The sequence below is a fragment of the Rickettsiales bacterium genome (assembly GCA_033762595.1).
Classification (GTDB): Bacteria; Pseudomonadota; Alphaproteobacteria; order Rickettsiales; family UBA8987; genus JANPLD01.
On sequence record JANRLM010000107.1, the window covers coordinates 1 to 1,873 of the forward strand.

Below are 1,873 nucleotides of genomic sequence, written 5' to 3' on the forward strand. Positions count from 1 at the left end.
TTAATTATAAAAACATTGCCAAAACTAATTTTCATTGAGCTACATTTGCAAATGTGAACCAAGCAAGTTGAGCAATCATCAGAGGAGTGTTTATCCGAACAGCAACAAGAGTTTGAAAGCGCCGAAAAAGGCATCAAAATAAAAGAAACTAGCAAAATTGATAAAAAATACTTCATATTTCTATTCTAGAACAAAAAATATAAAATTTCAAGCTATTAGGAAAATGAAGGCGAAAAAATAGCCGCGTTTAACCTAACTGATTTTTCTATTTCTTTTGAATACTCATTTTGAGCAACCCTTAAGTCATAGTGAGATTGCATATTAACCCAAAATTCAGGTGAGGTATTGAAGTATCTCGCTAGCCTTAAGGCTGTATCTGCGGTAACACTTCTAGTATGCTTTAGAATAGCGTTTATTCTTGCAGGCGGAACATCAATATCTCTTGCGAGTTTATTTTGGCTGATTTTTAGAGGCTTCATAAACTCATAAAATAAAATATCCCCCGGGTGTATTGGTTTAAGTTTTTTCATAATAATTGATTTTAATGATAATCTATAATTTCTACATTTTCAGCATTTCCATTATTCCATTCGAAGCATAATCTATATTTATCATTTATTCTGATACTGTATTGATCTTTTCTATCGCCTTTGAGCTTTTCCAATCTATTTCCCGGTGGCGAAGATAAATCATTGATATTAAAAGCATTTGCTAATTGAAATAATTTTCTTCTCGTAACAGACTCAAAATTTTTGAACTCCTTTACAGGAGAATCTAAATATAATTTTTTAGTTAAGTTGCACTTAAAAGATACTATCATAATGATATTACATTAAAGGTATTCCGTCAAGCGAAATGATAAATTATAAAAAATTCAACAAACTTCAAAGATTTCTCTAATAATTCGTTCTTCTAAGGTGTGACCTTTATCAAATAAAAGGTGGATAGTTCTGGTGGTATCAAGGCGAACAACTACATTTGCGACATCTTCAACTTCAAAATTATCTGCCATTGCTTTTACCGGGCGACGCAAGAATTTTTGAATTTCAAACTCAATGCGAGCTGTATTTGGCAATAAACCGCCACGCCAACGCCTTGGACGGAAAGGGCTTATAGGCGTAATTGAAAGAAGATTTGAGCCAATTGGCAAAATCATTCCGCCATTAGAATAGTTATAAGCACTAGAACCAGCTGGAGTTGCAACCAATATTCCATCAGAAATTAGTTCATCTAGATGAGTAATTCCATCAACTTTAATCTTGATTTTTGCAGCTTGACCAGTTGTTCTGAGTAAAGAAACTTCATTGATTGCAAGGGCGTAAATTGTTTGCCCATCAATAGTTGTGCATTTCATTTCTAGCGGGTGAATATGGCTATCAACCGCCTCATTTATGCGTTCTAGCAAGTTTTTATCAGAATATTCATTCAGCAAAAAGCCGATAGAGCCACGATTTACGCCGTAAACTGGAATGCCATCATCAATGTGCAAGTGAAGCGTTTCAAGCATAAAACCATCACCGCCAACGGCAATTATAACATCAATATCTTTTGATTTTGGATTGCCAGATAAATCAATAAAATTGTATTTTTCAATGAGATCACGCTTAGTTTGCTGGGCGTGATCAGTTTTATCAGCTACAATTCCAAAATTTTTATATTTTTGATTCATAGTTTTTAATTAGATAGTGTCGTCAAATTATTCATAACAATGCGAAATGAGTCTGATTTTGCTTAGAGGCAAAGAAATTTGGAGACGAATAGTTATTCATATTTGCGAACAAATTTCTGAAGTATATAAGCAAAATCAGCCATTTCCCCTCGGGTTGCTATTAATTTTGGCATATAACTTCGTTAAATTTTTTGAAATATGAAT

The 1,873-nt window shown here is 33.2% G+C and carries 3 protein-coding genes; all 3 read right to left on the minus strand.

The window, feature by feature from the left end:
• Window positions 1-215: 215 nt before the first annotated feature.
• From SFT90_07585 to SFT90_07595, 3 genes are read right to left on the minus strand one after another with little or no spacing between them, the layout of a single operon-like run.
• Window positions 216-530, minus strand: coding sequence for a HigA family addiction module antitoxin (locus tag SFT90_07585; protein MDX1950337.1), 315 nt, complete (start codon window positions 528-530; stop codon window positions 216-218).
• Between the two features lie 11 nt (window positions 531-541).
• A complete protein-coding gene (locus SFT90_07590; GenBank protein MDX1950338.1) occupies window positions 542-820 on the minus strand; it encodes a type II toxin-antitoxin system RelE/ParE family toxin in 279 nt (92 codons plus the stop codon).
• Window positions 821-874: 54 nt separating this feature from the next.
• Window positions 875-1,669 (minus strand): NAD kinase, encoded by a 795-nt coding sequence (locus tag SFT90_07595; protein MDX1950339.1) that lies wholly within the window; start codon window positions 1,667-1,669, stop codon window positions 875-877.
• Window positions 1,670-1,873 lie beyond the last annotated feature (204 nt).

Coding starts and splice junctions, on each gene's coding strand:
- SFT90_07585 (MDX1950337.1), bottom strand. CDS start 530: ATGAAAAAACTTAAACCAATACACCCGGGGGATATTTTATTTTATGAG.
- SFT90_07590 (MDX1950338.1), bottom strand. CDS start 820: ATGATAGTATCTTTTAAGTGCAACTTAACTAAAAAATTATATTTAGAT.
- SFT90_07595 (MDX1950339.1), bottom strand. CDS start 1,669: ATGAATCAAAAATATAAAAATTTTGGAATTGTAGCTGATAAAACTGAT.